Source organism: Microvirga sp. GCM10011540, from assembly GCF_042650665.1.
Lineage (GTDB): Bacteria > Pseudomonadota > Alphaproteobacteria > Rhizobiales > Beijerinckiaceae > Microvirga > Microvirga lenta.
In genome coordinates, this window is sequence record NZ_JBHSBQ010000041.1 from 50879 (window position 1) to 63633 (window position 12755).

Annotated in this window: 12 protein-coding genes and 1 pseudogene; 3 read left to right on the plus strand and 10 right to left on the minus strand. The window is 67.0% G+C overall.

Annotated elements, in window-relative coordinates:
- Positions 1-14 precede the first annotated feature (14 nt).
- The 3 genes from ACFOYU_RS14615 to ACFOYU_RS14625 all read right to left on the minus strand — a co-directional run bounded on the left by ACFOYU_RS14615 (position 15) and on the right by ACFOYU_RS14625 (position 3577).
- On the minus strand, positions 15-2555 hold the full coding sequence (locus ACFOYU_RS14615) for a heavy metal translocating P-type ATPase (RefSeq protein ID WP_377034164.1): 2541 nt from the start codon (positions 2553-2555) through the stop codon (positions 15-17).
- Between the two features lie 420 nt (positions 2556-2975).
- Entirely contained in the window at positions 2976-3368 is a 393-nt protein-coding gene (locus tag ACFOYU_RS14620; protein WP_377034165.1) for a DUF305 domain-containing protein, read from the minus strand.
- A gap of 14 nt (positions 3369-3382) precedes the next feature.
- On the minus strand, positions 3383-3577 hold the full coding sequence (locus ACFOYU_RS14625) for a heavy-metal-associated domain-containing protein (protein ID WP_377034166.1): 195 nt from the start codon (positions 3575-3577) through the stop codon (positions 3383-3385).
- Between the two features lie 122 nt (positions 3578-3699).
- Between ACFOYU_RS14625 and ACFOYU_RS14630 the strand changes: the two are divergent.
- Positions 3700-3873: pseudogene (locus ACFOYU_RS14630) on the plus strand (ABC transporter ATP-binding protein); the annotation flags it as partial.
- Between the two features lie 203 nt (positions 3874-4076).
- Here the strand turns inward: ACFOYU_RS14630 and ACFOYU_RS14635 are convergent.
- From ACFOYU_RS14635 to ACFOYU_RS14650, 4 genes are all read right to left on the minus strand, one after another.
- Positions 4077-5096 carry a 2Fe-2S iron-sulfur cluster-binding protein gene (locus ACFOYU_RS14635; RefSeq protein WP_377034167.1) on the minus strand — a complete coding sequence of 340 codons (1020 nt, stop codon included), beginning with the start codon at positions 5094-5096 and terminating at the stop codon, positions 4077-4079.
- Positions 5097-5106: 10 nt separating this feature from the next.
- Positions 5107-5346, minus strand: coding sequence for a glutaredoxin family protein (locus tag ACFOYU_RS14640; RefSeq protein ID WP_377034168.1), 240 nt, complete (start codon positions 5344-5346; stop codon positions 5107-5109).
- An 84-nt stretch (positions 5347-5430) separates the two neighbouring features.
- A complete protein-coding gene (locus ACFOYU_RS14645) occupies positions 5431-8583 on the minus strand; it encodes an efflux RND transporter permease subunit (protein ID WP_377034169.1) in 3153 nt (1050 codons plus the stop codon).
- Entirely contained in the window at positions 8580-9746 is a 1167-nt protein-coding gene (locus ACFOYU_RS14650) for an efflux RND transporter periplasmic adaptor subunit (RefSeq protein ID WP_377034170.1), read from the minus strand. Before ACFOYU_RS14650 ends, ACFOYU_RS14645 begins: the two co-directional genes overlap by 4 nt.
- 153 nt (positions 9747-9899) lie before the next feature.
- Between ACFOYU_RS14650 and ACFOYU_RS14655 the strand changes: the two genes are divergently transcribed.
- Together ACFOYU_RS14655 and ACFOYU_RS14660 are read left to right on the plus strand one after the other, a co-directional pair.
- Entirely contained in the window at positions 9900-10502 is a 603-nt protein-coding gene (locus tag ACFOYU_RS14655; protein ID WP_377034171.1) for a Crp/Fnr family transcriptional regulator, read from the plus strand.
- Positions 10503-10574: 72 nt separating this feature from the next.
- The gene (locus ACFOYU_RS14660; RefSeq protein WP_377034172.1) at positions 10575-11105 is read left to right on the plus strand and encodes a Spy/CpxP family protein refolding chaperone; all 531 of its coding nucleotides are present in this window, start codon (positions 10575-10577) and stop codon (positions 11103-11105) included.
- A gap of 34 nt (positions 11106-11139) precedes the next feature.
- On the opposite strand, the gene ACFOYU_RS14665 is transcribed toward ACFOYU_RS14660, so the two are convergent.
- From ACFOYU_RS14665 to ACFOYU_RS14675, 3 genes are all read right to left on the minus strand, one after another.
- Positions 11140-11340 (minus strand): hypothetical protein, encoded by a 201-nt coding sequence (locus tag ACFOYU_RS14665; protein WP_377034173.1) that lies wholly within the window; start codon positions 11338-11340, stop codon positions 11140-11142.
- A gap of 127 nt (positions 11341-11467) precedes the next feature.
- Positions 11468-11689 (minus strand): hypothetical protein, encoded by a 222-nt coding sequence (locus ACFOYU_RS14670; RefSeq protein ID WP_377034174.1) that lies wholly within the window; start codon positions 11687-11689, stop codon positions 11468-11470.
- A gap of 151 nt (positions 11690-11840) precedes the next feature.
- Positions 11841-12737: a hypothetical protein gene (locus ACFOYU_RS14675; RefSeq protein ID WP_377034175.1), complete on the minus strand. Its 897-nt coding sequence runs from the start codon at positions 12735-12737 to the stop codon at positions 11841-11843.
- Positions 12738-12755: the final 18 nt, after the last annotated feature.

Genomic DNA, 12755 nt, shown 5'->3' on the forward strand with positions numbered 1-12755 from the left:
CGGACCCGGTCCGATCAGCGGGTGGCAAGGGCAGCGGGCGCTGCATTCGGGTCCGTTTCGAGGGCGTCATTCGTCATGGCAGGCTGGAATCCCCTCAGCCGCAGGGCATTGCCGAGGACGAACACGCTCGAGAGCGCCATGGCTCCGGCCGCCACGACCGGCGACAGCAAGGTGCCGTCGATCGGGTAGAGGATGCCCGCGGCCACGGGGATCAGCAGCACGTTGTAGGCGAAGGCCCAGAACAGGTTCTGCTTGATGTTGCGGATCGTGGCCTTCGACAGCGCGATGGCGTTCGCGACACCGCGCAGGTCTCCGGACATGAGCACCACGTCGGCGCTCTCGATGGCGACGTCGGTGCCGGTGCCGATGGCAAGGCCGACATCCGCCTCGGCCAGAGCCGGGGCGTCGTTGATGCCGTCGCCGACGAAGGCCACCTGGCGGCCACCCTCGCGCAGCCGCTTCACGACCTCGACCTTGCCGTCCGGGAGGACCTCGGCCACGACCTGGTCGATGCCGACCTGGCGGGCGATGGCCTCTGCCGTGCGACGGTTGTCGCCCGTGATCATCGCCACCTTCAGGCCGAGGGCATGAAGGGCCGCAATCGCCTGAGGAGTCGAGGGCTTGATCGGATCGGCGACCGCGATGATGGCCGCAAGCCGGCCGTCGACGGCGGCGTAGAGCGGGCTCTTGCCTTCGTCACCGAGACGGGCTGCGGCTGCGGCGAAGTCTGCGACGGGATATCCGAGCCGCTGCATGTAGCGGTCGGCGCCGACCTCGATCCTTCGACCCTGGACGACGGCGGAGACGCCGTATCCCGGGACTGCATCGAACCCGTCCACGGGTGCAAGGCTCAGGCCACGAGCCTTGGCGGCCTCGACGATAGCTTCCGCGATCGGGTGCTCCGAGCGGGTCTCCACCGCCGCCACGAGCGCAAGGACCTCCTCGTCGCTGAAGCCGGGAGCAACGATGAGATCGGTGAGCTCCGGGCGGCCCTTGGTCAGGGTGCCGGTCTTGTCGAGGGCGACCACCTTGACCTCCTTCAGGCTCTGGAGCGCCTCGCCCTTGCGGAAGAGCACGCCGAGCTCGGCGCCGCGACCCGTGCCGACCATGATGGAGGTTGGCGTGGCAAGGCCCATGGCGCAAGGGCAGGCGATGATCAGCACGGCGACCGCGTTGACCAGGGCAAAGGTCATGGCGGGCTCGGGGCCGAAGATCAGCCAGACCAGGAAGGTGAGGGCGGCCGCCGCCATGACGGCCGGCACGAACCACATGGTCACCTTGTCGACCAGGGCCTGGATCGGAAGCTTGGAGCCCTGCGCCTGCTCGACCATGCGGATGATCTGCGCCAGCACGGTGTCCGCCCCGACCTTGGTCGCCCGGAAGGTGAAGCTGCCGGTCTTGTTGATCGTGCCACCAACGACGGCTGCGCCGGCCGCCTTCTGCACGGGAACGGGCTCGCCGGTGATCATCGACTCGTCGACGAAGGAGGAGCCCTCGGTCACCTCACCGTCGACCGGCACCTTCTCCCCAGGGCGAACCTGGACCAGGTCGCCTGCGCGGACCTGATCGAGCGGGACTTCGACCGTCTCCCCATTGCGGACGACGCGGGCCGTCTTGGCCTGCAAGCCCATCAGCCGCTTGATCGCCTCGGAAGTGCGGCCCTTGGCCTTGGCCTCGAGCGTGCGGCCAAGGAGGATCAGCGTGACGATGACGGCCGCTGCCTCGTAGTACACGTTCACGGTACCGGCGGGCAGGACCGAGGAGGCGAAGGTCGCCACCACCGAGTAGCCGTAGGCGGCGGCCGTGCCGAGTGCCACGAGTGAGTTCATGTCGGGTGCAAGGCGCATCAGCGCCGGGATGCCCTTCCGGAAGAAGCGCAGGCCGGGGCCGAACAGGACCAGCGTCGTCAGGACGAACTGGAGGTACCAGCTCTCCCGGTGGCCGATCGTGTCCATGACCCATTCATGGACACCCGGGATGAGGTGAGAGCCCATCTCGAGGGCGAAGACGGGCAGGGTCAGGAGGGCTGCGAGACCGAGGGACCGCGTCAGGGCGCGGTATTCCCGCTGGCGGCCTTCACGCTCGCGGTCGGCAACAGGCTCGTCGCCCACGCGGCGGGCCTCGTACCCGACGTTCCGGACGACCTCCTCGAGGGCGGCCGGGGTCACCACGCCCGCCAGGTGGCGGATGGTGGCCTTCTCGGTCGCCAGGTTGACGGACGCCTCAAGCACTCCGGGGGCAGCCTTGAGGGCTTTCTCGACGCGGCCCACGCACGAGGCACAGGTCATGCCCTCGATGGCAAGCTCCGTCGTGTCCTCGGGGACCGAGTAGCCTGCGTTCTCGACGGCCCGGGCTGCGCCGGCAGGATCCGCCGGGCCACGGAAGGTGATCTCGGCGCGCTCGGTCGCCAGGTTCACGTTCGCCGCCGTGACATTCGGCAGGCCCGCCAGGACCTTCTCGACCCGTCCGACGCACGAGGCGCAGGTCATGCCTTCGATGGGCAGGGACAGCGTCGCCCCCGTGTTTTCCGTTCGCTTTGCAGTGGCGCTAGCCATCGGGATTTCTCCTTGATCATCCGACTTAGGAGAGGTGTAGTCCTTCCAATGATGGTAAGGTCAAGCGCCGAATCCAAGTTGGTGCGGACTCCGGATTCGGCGCTGCCTCCGACGGGCTTCGTGCAACTCGTTGAGGCCGTGCTTCGTCATGCCGCCGAGCACGTGGAGATCATCCAGGCCTCTGTGGCGAGCGAGAACCTGGCGGCTCGGAAACTGTACTATGACCTTGGCTTTCGACCCTTCGGCTTTGAGGCTCAAGCGCTCAAGATCGATGGTCGCTACCACGATGAAGAGCACATCGCGCTGAGCCCGCGGCCCGCATGGCCCTGTTCAAGGCGGGCCGCGCAACCTTGATGAGTTGCGCGGCCCGTTTCCCTTCCCGGCAGTTCCTGGCGATCAGTCTCCGGACCGGCCCGCTGGCTACTTGCCGCGGTCGGCAAGCCACTTCTTCATCATCGCGATCTCACCTTCCTGGGCCTTGATCACCTCTTCGGCGAGTTTGCGGACCTCTGGATCATTGCCGTACTCAATCACGACTTTCGCCATATCGATCGCGCCCTGATGGTGCGGAATCATGCCGCGCATGAAGTCGATGTCGGCATCACCGGTGAACTCGATCATCATGTCCTTATGCATGCTGTCATTGGCGGCCATGTAAGCTTTCGTCGACGGGCTGTCGGATGCCGGCATCGAATGGCCTGACATATCGTGATTTTGCATGGGATCATCCGTGTTCATTGGGCCCTGTGCGGTCGCGAGGCCGGCGCTGACGGCGACCGAACCTGCGACGGGGATCAGGGTGAGCTTGTTCATGATACCGGTCGAGTTCAGTTCGTGGTTGCCGGATAGCCGGCTTCCTCGAGAACCCTTAGAAGGGCCGCCGAGGTAGCGGTCGTTTCGACCTTGACGGTGCGTGCGGCGGGATTGGTCTCGATCCTGGCGTCGGGATCGACTGACTGGATCGCCTTGGTGACGGATTGGGCGCACCCGCCGCAGGTCATGCTCTCGATTCTGAGTTCCATGAGAATTCTCCTTGGTTTCGGTCTCAAGACGCTCAAGGTCGGGCTTCCAACCGTCGCAAGGTCAAGAGGAGCGGGAAGGGAAAATTTGAAATTGACCTTCCCGTTGCCGGAGGCCGCGTGCTGGGCGGGCCGACCCCGCCCTCCTGATCCTCGACGAGCCGACCAACCATCCGGACATCGAGGCTGTCGAGGCGGGAGTTCGGGCATATGACGGCGCGCTTCCGATGGTCAGCCAGGATGAAGCATTCCTCGAGGCTATCGGGATCTCACGCAGGGTGGATTTCCGCAAATCCCACACGCGAGGTTCAAGACGCTGCGGCTTGCTCACTTTCGCCATGCGACATGCTTCCCGGGCTCCCGTTGACTGGATGCCCGGGATGGACCTGATGGATGCCAGATGGCTGTTCGTTGAACTCGGCGTGGAACCCCGTGGCGCCTGCGACGGTGGCGTGGCCACGGGACTCGCCCGCTCCAGTGAACGTGCTACGGACGAGTGGCTCTAGGCCGCTGGCGCGAGTTCCGGGGTGAAGAACACGTCCGCATGCAGATCCCGCGATTGCAGCCCTCGCTGTTGCAGCACTCGGCCCGTCGCTTCCACCATTGCCGGCGGCCCTGCCACGTAGGCTTTCCAGCCATCAAGGTCGGTCAGATCCGACGCGATCGCATCGGCGACAAGGCCCGTGCGATGGGCCGTGGGGGCATCGGGTTCCGACAGGACCGGAATGAAGGTCAGGTTCGGATGAACGGAACTCAATGCCGTGAACCATTCGACGAGATAGAGGTCCCGTTCCGACCGCGCCCCGAAGTACACATGGATGGGCTGTTCCAGTCCGGCGACCGCGGCAGCCGCCACGATGGACTTGATTGGGGCGAGTCCTGAGCCTCCCGCCACGCAGAGGATCGGGCCCGCATGACGTTCGCGCAGGTAGGCGCTCCCGAAGGGGCCTTCGACCTGAACGGCGTCCCCGATCTTCAGGACCGACGTCATGCGCGTGCTGGTGATGCCGTCCGGCACCCGCCGGACGAGGAACTCGAGGTGATCCTGTCCCGGCAGGCTTGCCATGGAGTAGTCCCGCGGCGGCGCTCCGGGGAGCGTGATCCTGGCGTATTGTCCCGGCGAATACGTGAAGGGACCTCCGCTTTCGACCGCAAGCCGAATGTGCCTGATGTCATGGGTGGCGCTCGATGTGGAGATGACCCGGCAGAGAAGGTTCTGACGCGGATGCTCCGGCGGCACCTCGTCCTGACCCGGCAGCAGGATCGATCCGCTCGTGCGGGGCACGGCCCGGCATGCGAGGATGTAGCCGTCCTGGCGCTCGGCGTCGGACAGGGCAAACCGCGTGTGTGCCAGCATCTCCACATCGCCTTCGACGAGGCGCGTCTTGCATGCGCCGCATCGCCCGGATCGGCAGCCGTGCGGATAGTCGATGCCGGAAGCGAGTGCAGCATCAAGGATCGTTTGATCCGCCTGGACCTGGATGACACGGTTCGTGCCGTGAACGGACATGAGGTGAGCCATTCTGTCCTCCTCAGCCCAGAACCGTCATCGTGAGTGCTTCGAAGATGGCTCTTTTCTGCTCCCCAAGCGGACCGGAGATGGCGTGTCCATCCACGACCGTGAGTGGATCGGACCGACGGGTCCCCGTCGGGTACGACAGTCGCTGCTCGTCGAACGGGATACCCATCTGCTTCAACCACCCCTTCAACAGGTTGCAGTCGGAGCATTCCGGGGTCGTGTAGAGTGTTACCGCTGAATTCATTCGTGTCATGACAGGTGTTCCTCCGATCTAAGCGAGGTGTGGGGCTTCCAACGCTGGCAGGGTCAAGGAGGGCGAACGATTTCGTCGCGATCCCTATGCGTCGAGGGGTGCGGAGGACGGCGCACGCGTCCGCCTGCCGCTCGTGATCACGTAGAACACGGGGGTGAGCACCAGGCCGAACAGCGTGACGCCGATCATCCCGAAGAAGACGGCGACACCCATCGCCTGGCGCATCTCCGCGCCTGCCCCGGTCGCGAGCACCAGGGGGACCACGCCCATGATGAAGGCGAGCGAGGTCATCAGGATCGGACGCAGGCGGAGACGGGCCGCTTCGATCGCAGCCTCGATGGGCGTCAGCCCTTCGCCTTCCTTCGCACGGGCGAACTCGACGATCAGGATCGCGTTCTTCGCCGCGAGGCCGACGAGGACCAGCAGCCCGATCTGCGTGAAGACGTTGTTGTCCCCACCGGTCCACCAGATGCCCGCGATCGCCGAGAGCAGCGCCATCGGGGCGATCAGCAGCACCGCGAGCGGCAAGGTGAAGCTGTTGTACTGCACCGCCAGGATCAGGTAGGCGAGCACCACGGCCAGCGGGAACACCCAGAGGCCCGCATTGCCCGCAAGCTTCTCTTGCAGCGTCAGGTCGGTCCACTCGAAGCTCATGCCCGGGGGCAGCGTCTCCGCCGCGATCCTTTCCATGGCCGCCACGGCTTCACCGGAGCTGTATCCCGGGGCGGGCATGCCGCTCACGTCGGCTGCGGGATAGCCGTTGTAGCGGATCATGCGATCGGGTCCCGCGGCATCCCGTGCCGAGACGAACGTCGACAGCGGGACGGTCCTGCCCTCGCCATTGCGCGCATGGAGTCGCTCGATGGCACTGGCGTCGCCGCGGAAGGGTGCATCTGCCTGGACGGTGACCCGGTACGTGCGGCCCTGAAGGTTGAAGTCGTTGACGTAGAGCGAGCCGAGGTAGACTTGGAGTGCCTCGAATGCGGCGTCGATGGGCACCCCGTGCGACTTCGCCTTCTCGCGATCGAGCTGGAGCGCGACCTGGGGAGCGTTCACGCCGAAGCTGGTCATGAGGCCCGTTACGCCGGACGTCTGTCCCGCCTTGGCCATCAGGGCCTGCGTTGCCTGCGCGAGAGCCTGGGTGCCGTGGCCCGCCCTGTCCTCGACGAGCAACTTGAAGCCGCCGGTTGGTCCGAGGCCCGGAACCGGCGGGGGCGGGAACACGCCCACGAAGCCATCCCGGATGCCGAAGAGTTTCGCCTGAAGCCGGCCGGCAATGGCCGTTGCCGCCAGCTCCGGTGTCTGGCGCACGTCGAACGGATCGAGCATCGCGAAGAACACGGCCGCGTTGGGCAGGTTCACGAAGCCGTTGATGGACAGACCCGGGAAGGCAACGACGCTCTCGACGCCGTCCTCGGCCAGCGCGAGCTCGGAGACCTTGCGCGTGACCTCGTCGGTACGGTCGAGCGACGCTCCGGCGGGAAGCTGGACGATGCCCACCAGGTAGTACTTGTCCTGCGAGGGCACGAACCCTGCCGGCACGGCCGAAAAGCCCACCCAGGTCCCCCCGAGCAGGGCGCCGTAGACGATGATGACGAGGCTCCCGAAGCGCACGGCCCGCCGCGTCAGGCCGGCATACCCGGCGGACGCCGCATCGAACCCGCGGTTGAACAGGCGGAAGAACCAGCCTAGCGCGGTGTCGAGAAGCCGGGTCGGGAGGTCCGGCCGGGCTTGGTGATCCCTCAGGAGCAGGGCAGCCAATGCCGGGCTCAACGTCAGCGAGTTGACGGCCGACAGTACGGTCGAGACGGCGATCGTGAGGGCGAACTGGCTGTAGAACTCCCCGGTGAGGCCGGACAGGAAGGCCGTCGGGACGAAGACGGCTGCCAGCACGGACGTGATCGCGATGATCGGTCCGGTCACCTCGGCCATGGCCCTGTGGGCCGCCTCGCGCGGCGTGGCGCCGAGCCGGATATGACGCTCGACGTTCTCCACGACGACGATCGCATCGTCCACCACGATGCCGATGGACAGCACCAGGCCGAACAGGGACAGCGTGTTGAGCGACGAGCCCATCAGGTGCATGACGGCGAACGTGCCGACCAGGGAGACCGGCACCGCCACGAGGGGGATGATCGCGGCCCGCCAGCTCTGGAGGAACACGACGACCACCAGCACGACGAGGAGGACGGCCTCCGCCAGCGTCTTCAGCACGGCCTCGATCGACGCCCTGACGAAGATCGTGGGGTCGTACGCGATCCGGTGCTCGACGCCTGCCGGGAAGGTGCCGGCGAGCTCTGCCATCCTCGCCCTCACGCCCGCCGTCGTGTCGAGCGCGTTGGCCCCGGGCTGCTGCACGATCTGGATCCCGACGGCGGGCTTGCCGTCAAGCAGGCTGCGGAGGGAGTAGGCATCGGCGCCGAGCTCGATGCGCGCGAGCTCGCCGAGACGCGTCACCCGGCCGTCGGCCGTCGTGCGCACGACGATGTCGGCGAATTCCTGCTCGGTGACCAGGCGCCCCCGGGCGGAGAGCGTCACCTGGAGCGGAGCCGCCGCATGGGGCGGAGCACCGAGCGAGCCGGCCGCCACGTCCGCGTTCTGCTCCCGGATGGCCCGGACGACGTCGCCCGCCGTGAGGCCGCGGGAGGCGATCCTCTCGGGATCGAGCCAGACCCGCATGGAATACTCGCCGGCCCCCCAGACCACGACGTCGCCGACGCCGGGCAGCCGCCGCAGCTCATCGCGGATGTTGAGTGTGGCGTAGTTGGACATGAAGAGCGTGTCCCAGCTCGCATCCGGCGAGACGAGATGGACCACCATCAGCATGTCCGGCGAGGTCTTCTGGGTGACGACGCCGATCCGTTGCACGGTCTGCGGCAGCCGCGGGATCGCCCGGGTGACCCGGTTCTGGACCTGGATCTGGGCGGTGTCCGGGTCGACCCCGTGCTCGAAGGTGAGGGTCAGCGACAGGCTGCCGTCGACCGTCGACTGCGACGACATGTAGACAAGGCCGTCGGTGCCGTTCAGCTCCTGCTCGATGGGCGCGGCCACCGTCCCGGCGATGGTCTCGGGGCTCGCGCCCGGATAGCTGGCCCGGACCATGACGGTGGGTGGCGTCACCGCCGGATACTCGCTCAGCGGGAGTCGGCCGAGGCTCATCGCGCCGGCGAGAAGGATCAGGACGGACAGGACCGTCGCGACGATCGGACGGTCGATGAAGTACGATGGGAACCTCATGGCTTCCCTCCTTCGGCCGATGCCGTCACGGAGGCGACCGGCGACACCTTCATGCCGGGCCCCGCGAGGCCTTTCAGGATGACCCGCTCGTTCGGCGAGAGACCGGAGAGCACGACGCGCTTGCCCGGCTCGGGCGTCGCCCCGAGAACCACCGGCCGTGCCTCGACGGTGTTGTCGTCGCCGACCACCAGGACCATGCGCCCGCCCGCACCGGCGGCCACGGCGCGCTCGTCGACGAGCAGGACGTCGCGGGGCTCGCCCAGGTCCAGGCGGACGCGGGCGAACAGGCCCGGGGCAAGGCGCCCGTGCGGGTTCGGCAGGACCGCCCTGACCCGCACCGTTCCAGTGGTGCGATCGACCGTGTTGTCGACGAAGTCGACCTGGCCGCGATGGGGTCTGTCGGCGTCGGTGGTGAGGCCGACCGCAACCCCGAGCCTTTCCTGCCGGTCGCGGTCGGGCGGATCGGCCAGGAATCCCAGGTAGCGCGCCTCGTCCACGTCGAACGTGACCTTCACCCGGTCGACCGCGACGATGCTGGCCAACACCGTCCCGCCCGTGGATGCCGCCACGACATGGTTGCCCCGCGTCAGGGCGGTTGCGCCGATCCGGCCGCTGATCGGTGCCCGGACCTCGGTGAACGTGAGATCGAGCTTCGCTGCCGCGACGGCCGCTTCCGCCGCGGCGACCTCGGCCGCGAGCGTTCCCTCATGGGCGACGGCGGCCTCGAGCGCATCGCGGGAGGCCGCCGCCCTCTCCATGAGTTCGGCGGTTCTGGCGCGGCGGCTTTGGGCCAGCTTCGACTGCTCCCTCTTCTGCCGGAGGGCCGCCTCGGCCTGCTCCAGGGCGATCCGGTACCGCCGCGGGTCGATGCGAAAGAGAAGGTCGCCTTCGTTGACGTGATCGCCGTCGCGAAAGGCGACCTCGTCGATCACGCCGCTGACCCGCGCCTGGACCGCGACGGCCTCGAACGCCTCGATCCGGCCCAGGAATTCCGCCGTTTCCGCAAGCGTGCGCGTCTCTGGGCTGATGACCTCGACGGGCGGCGCGAGAGGGGCCGCCTGAGCCTGCACCGGGCCCGGCGGGGAGGGGAGGAGTTGCGGGGCAACGGCAACGGCGACACCCGCCGCGCCGGCCCCCATCAGCGTTAGCCACATCGACCTCATGACCGTCTCTCCATCGAAAATAGCCATCTCCGGAGCGGGTCCGGCGGCATCTGACGGGGAGTGTCGCGCTTCCAACGATTGGAGGGTCAAGCGCTTGTTTGCAGTGTTCCAAGGAGGTCGATAGTCGATGCCGGTGTGGGTATGATGGGCATCATGACCGCAGTCGATTGGATTCCCGAGAGCATCCGTAAATCCGCCATCCGGCGGACGCTCGGACCTGGCGAGATGCTGTTTTGCCGGGAGGATCGGCCCGATGGGCTCTATCTTCTCGAGCGAGGCGAGATCCGGCTGACCCGAACGGACGCGGATGGACGGGAGATCGTCCTCTTCCGGGCCATGCCGGGCGACACCTTCGCCGAGGCGTCGCTCTTCTCCGAGACTTACCATTGCGATGCGGTGGCAAGTCTTCCCAGCGTCGTCCATCTGCTGCCGAAATCTGCCGTACTCAAGGTCTTCGCGTCGGGGCCGGACATCGCCCAGGCGTTCATGGCCACCCTTGCCCGCCAGGTGATGACGCTGCGGACCCGGCTCGAGAACCGGAACCTGCGCACGGCGCGCGAGCGTGTCCTGCATCACCTGGGGCTTCAGGCGGGCGCTCAGGACCGCGTGGTCCGGTTGAACCGTGATCTGAAGACAATGGCGTCGGAACTCGGGCTGACGCACGAGAGCCTGTACCGGACGCTGGCCACCCTCGAGGCCGAGGGCGTGATCGAGCGGAGAAAAGGAGAGATCAGGCTCACGGCCCTCTCCGTATGATCGCGATCATACGGAGAGGGCCGGAACCCGGGCTATCACGCTTGGGACAGCAACCGTGGAGTTCCGACGACCATGATCCGCACCGCCCTGTTCGCCCTGCTGCTGGCCGCCTTGTCCGTGCCCGCCTTGGCACAGCATCACCATGCTCCCGCAGCCTCGCCGTACGCCGGGTTCGAGAGGAGGGAAGTGAAGGCTCTCTCGGACCAGCAGGTCGCCGACTTGAAGGCGGGGCGGGGCATGGGGTATGCGCTCCCCGCCGAGCTCAACGGGTATCCCGGCCCGAGCCATGTGCTCGAACTCGGGGAGCAGCTCGGCCTGACGGAGGAGCAACGGCGCCGCATGCAGGATCTCTTCGATGCCATGAAGGCCGAGACGATCCCGATCGGCGAGCGGCTGATCGCGCAGGAGATCGCCCTCGACCGCCAGTTCTCCGGACGCACCGTGACGGCCGCGAGCCTCGCTGACTCCACGGCTGCGATCGGGGCAACGCAGGCGGCGCTTCGGGCCGCCCACCTGAGATACCATCTTGCCACCGTGGCGATCCTGACCCCGGAACAGGTCCGGCGGTATCGCGAATTGCGGGGCTACGTCCCGGTTGAGTAGGAGACCGCGGCGCGGTCCAGCGTCCCTGCGCCGACTATTCGCCGCGGCGCCGGGTTCCCGGCGCCTGTGCCGCCCGGTCCTCGCGATAGAGGTGAGTCGCGTCGCCGATCAGAATCCCGGCGAGTGCATCGATCTCCTGCACCACCCGGTCGACCTGGCGGTATTCGGGGCCGCCGATCGGGATCTCGGCCAACGTCCGCGTGAGGAGATGGCGGGTCGGCCGCAAGGAGTCCAAGAGCCTCTCCGCCAGGTCCTTGGTCATGGCACGCCGGGACCGTCTCGAAAGACCGTGTCTCATGGGATGGGAGCCTCCGTGTTGCGCAGGTGCTCGGGGCGTGGGCAGCGCCGGAAGGTTCGAAGATTCATGGACATGCGGGGGCAGGGCGGTCGGCGCCCGTTCGTCCCCGGACGTAGCCGAATGACAGCGCAGACGCCAGCCGGGCGATCCGCTGCTCGAGGATCTCCTGCTCGACGAGGAGGGCCTTGATGGCCGTTCGTGGATCACCGCCGCAGGCCTCGATCACGGCCGTGACGCCGGCCTCCAGCTCGTCCGGGTTGTCCATGGGCTGAGCCTCATCTGTCATCACCACCTCCTTCGGGAGTGACGACGATACTGATTCAGGGTCATCATCACCAGGACGATGTTCTGTATTTGTTCTTGGTCTGTGGAATGCGGGGACAGCCTTTCGGATCGCCGAACCAGATCCATGGATACGGCGTTCATACAGCCCCTGATCACCCCATCATTGGCATGAGATCCGGCTCCATCTCGCGATCCCGTTCCCGCTCCATCCCGGCGAGTTCCGCGAAGCCATCCAGGTACCGCTCCCATCCGTCGGGCCCGAACAGCTCGTCGATGCCGAATTCCATCAGGCGGTTCTGCCGCATGAACAGGAGAGCGATTCGGTCCACCGTGACCGGATCGGGGGTGTCGCCCTTCGGCAGCACGCCGCCGAGCTGCGCCTGGGCTGCCTTGGCGACCAGGAGGCGCAAGGACTCCCTCGTGAACGTGGGTTCCACCGCGGCCGTGACGTCGATCAGGGTGCCGTCGACGATCAGGTCCGCCGACGCCGTGCCAAGGGCACCCGCCTTTGGGAAGGTCGGGTGCAGGATCGCGAGCGAACGGGGTCTCAGCAGCCAGTCGGCATCGAGGTTCTCCCAGATGGCCATTACCTCCCCGTTGATCGCCGGGTTGATCCGCACCGGATCGAACCGGGAGTTGTTTTCGGTCTGGTGGAGGAGTTCGAGACGGGCCAGCGATTGGCAGGCGTGCAGGATACGCCCCTGCGGGACGTTTCCCCCGTCCGCGAACTCCTTGAAGACCGCCCTGGCCTCGTTGACGATGTCGCACCACTCCCTGAGGTAGGGCCTGCACCGCGGGACGTTGAAGGCCCGTCGGACGCGCGCCTCGGCCGGGAGCATTCCGGCGCGGACCTCCACGCCCGCTTCGTTCGCCATGCGCCGCACGAGGCAACGGACGAGGTACTCAGCCGCCTTGAACACGATCCCCGACTGCCTGCCGGAGGAGCGCACGAGGAGAGGCGCCCCTATATTCCCCGTCGGTGCATGGCGGATCGTCCGATCGAACAGCTCCTTCATGGGAGCGGTATCGGAATAATGCGTGGTGCGCATGGCCCGGCCTCCGTGGGT

What these genes read in the sequence shown, in the direction of transcription:
- ACFOYU_RS14650 (WP_377034170.1), bottom strand. Translation starts at nt 9,746, where the DNA reads ATGAGGTCGATGTGGCTAACGCTGATGGGGGCCGGCGCGGCGGGTGTC.
- ACFOYU_RS14655 (WP_377034171.1), top strand. Translation starts at nt 9,900, where the DNA reads ATGACCGCAGTCGATTGGATTCCCGAGAGCATCCGTAAATCCGCCATC.
- ACFOYU_RS14660 (WP_377034172.1), top strand. Translation starts at nt 10,575, where the DNA reads ATGATCCGCACCGCCCTGTTCGCCCTGCTGCTGGCCGCCTTGTCCGTG.
- ACFOYU_RS14615 (WP_377034164.1), bottom strand. Translation starts at nt 2,555, where the DNA reads ATGGCTAGCGCCACTGCAAAGCGAACGGAAAACACGGGGGCGACGCTG.
- ACFOYU_RS14675 (WP_377034175.1), bottom strand. Translation starts at nt 12,737, where the DNA reads ATGCGCACCACGCATTATTCCGATACCGCTCCCATGAAGGAGCTGTTC.
- ACFOYU_RS14635 (WP_377034167.1), bottom strand. Translation starts at nt 5,096, where the DNA reads ATGGCTCACCTCATGTCCGTTCACGGCACGAACCGTGTCATCCAGGTC.
- ACFOYU_RS14645 (WP_377034169.1), bottom strand. Translation starts at nt 8,583, where the DNA reads ATGAGGTTCCCATCGTACTTCATCGACCGTCCGATCGTCGCGACGGTC.
- ACFOYU_RS14625 (WP_377034166.1), bottom strand. Translation starts at nt 3,577, where the DNA reads ATGGAACTCAGAATCGAGAGCATGACCTGCGGCGGGTGCGCCCAATCC.
- ACFOYU_RS14640 (WP_377034168.1), bottom strand. Translation starts at nt 5,346, where the DNA reads ATGACACGAATGAATTCAGCGGTAACACTCTACACGACCCCGGAATGC.
- ACFOYU_RS14620 (WP_377034165.1), bottom strand. Translation starts at nt 3,368, where the DNA reads ATGAACAAGCTCACCCTGATCCCCGTCGCAGGTTCGGTCGCCGTCAGC.
- ACFOYU_RS14670 (WP_377034174.1), bottom strand. Translation starts at nt 11,689, where the DNA reads ATGACAGATGAGGCTCAGCCCATGGACAACCCGGACGAGCTGGAGGCC.